This is a genomic window from Saccharospirillaceae bacterium, from assembly GCA_022448365.1.
GTDB lineage: Bacteria > Pseudomonadota > Gammaproteobacteria > Pseudomonadales > Oceanobacteraceae > Bacterioplanoides.
On record JAKVCS010000016.1, the window covers coordinates 1 to 4,169 of the forward strand.

Sequence of the window (4,169 nt, forward strand, 5' to 3'; positions counted from 1 at the left end):
AGATTGCCTGCGTGCTCAGTTACAGAAAGTACTGCCGGAATACATGGTGCCGAATGCGCTGGTGGCGATGGACGGTTTGCCACTGAGCGCGAATGGCAAGGTGGATCGTAAGCAATTGAGTTCGCAACTGGCCGCGCTGGTACTTGAAGAGGACTTATATGAGTCTCCTGAAGGCGAAGTGGAAGAGCAGCTTGCGGCAATTTGGTGTGACATTTTGACACTCGAACGCGTATCGCGGAATGACAATTTTTTTATGATCGGTGGTGACAGCCTGAGCGCGACACAAATCGTTGAGCTGATACAAAAACAGCGTATCAGTCCGGTTCCCGTGTCGTTAAACAACTTATTTTCGTTGCCAAGTGTTGCGACACTCGGCGCTTATATCACCGAGCAATGGCAATTACTCGGGGTTGATGCGAATGATACTAACGGTATGTTTGAGGAAGGTATCTTATGAATATTGCCAGTATGGTTTCTGATTTTGAGACGCTGGGTGTCTATCTATGGTGCGAGCAGAATCAGCTTAAATTTAAAGCGCCAAAAGGCGTGTTAACTGAGGAACATAAACAGCAACTGAGAAGCAGAAAAAGCGAGCTGATCGAGTTTCTGGCTGACCCCGTTGTGGAAGCGATTGTTCCCGATCCCGATAACCGTCATGAAACCTTCCCATTAACCGATCTACAGCTTGCTTATCTGGTCGGCCGAAACGAGGTTATCGATTATGGAGGGGTTGGATGTCACAGCTACATTGAGCTTGATTTGCCGGCACTGGATTTGCACAGATTGCAGCATGCCTGGCATACCCTGATTGAGCGTCATGACATGTTGCGTGCAGTGATTTCACCAAAGGGGGTGCAACGGATTCTGCCAACCGTAATACCACCTGACATTGTGCACCATGATTATCAGGATATGGGGCAGGATGAGATTGATGACAAATTAGCCACGCTCAGGGCAGGGTTGGCGCATCGGCGCTATCCGCCAGAGCAGTGGCCGCAATACGATTTACATTTGAGCAGCACTCATAACGGTGCAATATTGCATTTTTCCATTGATTTATTGATCGCGGATTTTGCCAGTATTCAGATCATACTGGCTGAGTTGGGTGAATTGTATAATCACCCTGAACGAGTACTTAAACCACTCGGAGTGTCTTATCGCGATATTGTATTGGCGCATAAATCAAGGTTGGATAATCCGCCGGCGGCGGTACGCTACGAGCAACACAAGGCTTATTGGATGGAACGCATTCAAACCATGCCAATGCCACCAGAACTGCCTTTGAGCCCTGTTACAACAGCAAAGGGGCAAGAGGTTCAATTTAAGCGTCTGGGTTTTCAGGTCACTGGTGCGCGCTGGAGCGAACTCAAACAGAAAGCAGCGAACTATAATCTGACCCATTCCGGCCTGGTGCTGGCGGCGTTCACTGAAACCCTGGGACGCTGGTCGCGCAGTTCTGAGTTCTGTTTGAATTTAACCATGCTGAACCGTTCTACTGCCCACCCTGATATTCGAAGTTTGGTCGGAGACTTTATCGACGTCAATGTGCTGGGTATCAACCCCAATCCTGAAGACAGTTTTGCACGGCGTGCCGTGTTATTGCAGGAACAGCTTTGGCGAGATCTGGAGCATGCCGACTTCTCTGGTATTGAGGTGTTGCGCGAAATGAGCCGCCAGCAACGTAATAATGTGATCGTGCCAATAGTATATACGAGTACCGTTGGCTTGAGTGGTGATGGTCTTGACGCGAATGACTTTATGCACAATGCCAGACTGCGTTACGGCATTACTCAAACACCCCAGGTCTGGCTGGATTGTCAGGCAACCGAAAGAGATGGAAGCCTGATCGTTGACTGGGATGTGAGACAAGGTATTTTTCAGCCTGGTGTTATTGAGGCGGCGCATGCTGCATTTTGCCGCTTGCTGGAGTTGCTGATTGACGATGACGCTGTTTGGGAGTCCCGGTCGCCGGTGATATTGCCCAAGTCAATGCAAGACATACGATCTTCGGTTAATGATACGGCAGTGGAGTTGCCTCGAGATCATCTGCATAGCGGATTTTGTCAGCATGCACTAACCAAGCCGAACGCCGTGGCCCTGGTATGCGGCCAGCAGCAGCTCAGTTATCTGGAATTGGCGCGAAAAGCGGTTGGCATCAGTCAGGCGATCAACAAAACGTGTGATCAATTAAACTACCAGCCCGGTGGTCGCATTGCTATTGTCATGGACAAAGGGGAGGATCAAATAGCGGCGGTATTGGGTGCCTTATTGAGCGACAGCACCTATGTGCCGATAGAGGCGGCTCAGCCAGAGAACCGGCGTAATACGATTTTGCAGGATGCCGGCGCGAACATCGTGTTGGCGCACCGCACGCATCACGATGCCAATTGGCCAGCTGATAACACGATTATTGCTGTCGATGAGCTTGGGGGTGAGATTGATGATGGTTCGGTGTACCAGGTTCTGCAACAAACCTTCTCTGCTCACCGAAAACTCAGTCAGAACAACCGTAAGGCGACGGCAGAAAAAGCCGCCTATATTATTTATACCTCCGGCACCACCGGCCAGCCCAAGGGCGTGGAAATATCGCATGGGGCGGCATTAAACACCGTTGCGGATATTAACCGCCGATTTGATGTGAGCCCCTCTGACAAAGTATTGGGTCTGGTTAGTTTTGGCTTTGATTTATCGATTTGGGACATATTTGGCACCTTTTCAGCTGGTGCCACATTGGTACTGCCAGTGGCTGAGAAGCGTGCCGACCCGGTTTATTGGGCGCAATTGATGGAAGTAAATCAGGTTACCTTATGGAATTCAGTGCCGGCCCAATTGCAGATGTTGTTCAGTAGTCTGGAATGGCTGCCGGATGTCAAATTAGCCAGCCTGCGTTTAGCCATGTTGTCCGGTGACTGGATACCAACCGCATTGCCGGATCAGGTACGACAGGTTTGTCCCTGGGTTGACCTTATTAGCCTGGGTGGCCCTACTGAAACCTCAATTTGGTGTATCTATCATCGAATTGGCGATGTGCCTGAATGCGCTTCAAGTATCCCTTATGGCACACCCTTGAGCAATCATTCGATAAAGATATTGAATGAGCGGTTTGAGCACTGCCCGGATTGGGTGACTGGAGAGATGTATATTGGCGGGGCAGGGCTTGCTTTGGGTTATGTTGGCGATGAGCAAAAAACCGCACAGGCGTTTATCTATCACCCCGACACTGGTGAACGTTTGTATAAATCGGGTGACCTGGGGCGTTACCGGCCAGATGGTGTGATCGAAATACAGGGCCGTGATGATGGCCAGATAAAGGTTAATGGGCACCGAATAGAGTCTGGTGAAGTGGAAACCGCCATCTGCTCTCACCCGCTGATCCGGAGTGCGGCCGTGGTTGCAATTAACCAGCCACCGGTTCTGGCTGCGGCAATAGTGCTCACTGAGCAAGGCCTTGAGTCGGTGTCTGATCAACAAGGGTTGATTGACGAGTTGTCCGAGTATTTGGTGCAGCAATTGCCAGCGTATATGTTGCCTTCACATACCACTATACTGCCAGCGTTACCGCTTAATGCGAACAGTAAGGTGGATAAAAAGGCGCTGCGTTCAAGCCTGGCAAACCAGGCACCTCTGACGGTGGGTTATGAAGCGCCTTTGGATTCGGCTTTGGAGCAGAAGGTTTCACAAATCTGGTGTGAACTTCTGAATATAGAAAAAGTATCGCGCAACGATGACTTTTTCCATATCGGCGGCTCAAGCATGACGGCCATCAATTTGCTCAGTGCGTATCTGACTGAGGGCTATTCGGCGGATATCGATCTTGTTTTTAATAACTCGGTATTTCGTGACACGGTGTACGCCCTGGAGCAACTTAATGCCGAAAAGGCAAAGTGGCTGGAAAGTATTGATCTGAACGATATGGCGAATACCGCGCTGATCAACCTGAATGATGCTGAGCCATTTGATTCAGGGGAACCGATACAAACAGTGTTACTTACCGGTGCCACTGGCTATTTGGGTAGTTATGTTTTGGATCGTTTATTGAGCCAGACCGACTATCACATCATTTGTTTGATGCGCTGTAACAGCAAACCGGCGGGCATGGAAAGGCTAATGACATCCGCCCAGGAAAAAGGCCTGGCGGAAGTTGATACCAACAGAATAACGATTGTTCC

At 49.8% G+C, this 4,169-nt stretch carries 2 protein-coding genes; both read left to right on the plus strand.

Features of this window, described 5'->3' with window-relative positions; genetic code table 11:
* A partial coding sequence (locus MK185_17600; protein MCH2042446.1) for a phosphopantetheine-binding protein occupies nucleotides 1–457 on the plus strand: 457 nt, incomplete at its 5' end.
* Nucleotides 454–4,169, plus strand: a 3,716-nt coding sequence (locus MK185_17605; protein MCH2042447.1) for an amino acid adenylation domain-containing protein, incomplete at its 3' end; no start/stop codon positions are given. The genes MK185_17600 and MK185_17605, both read left to right, overlap by 4 nt.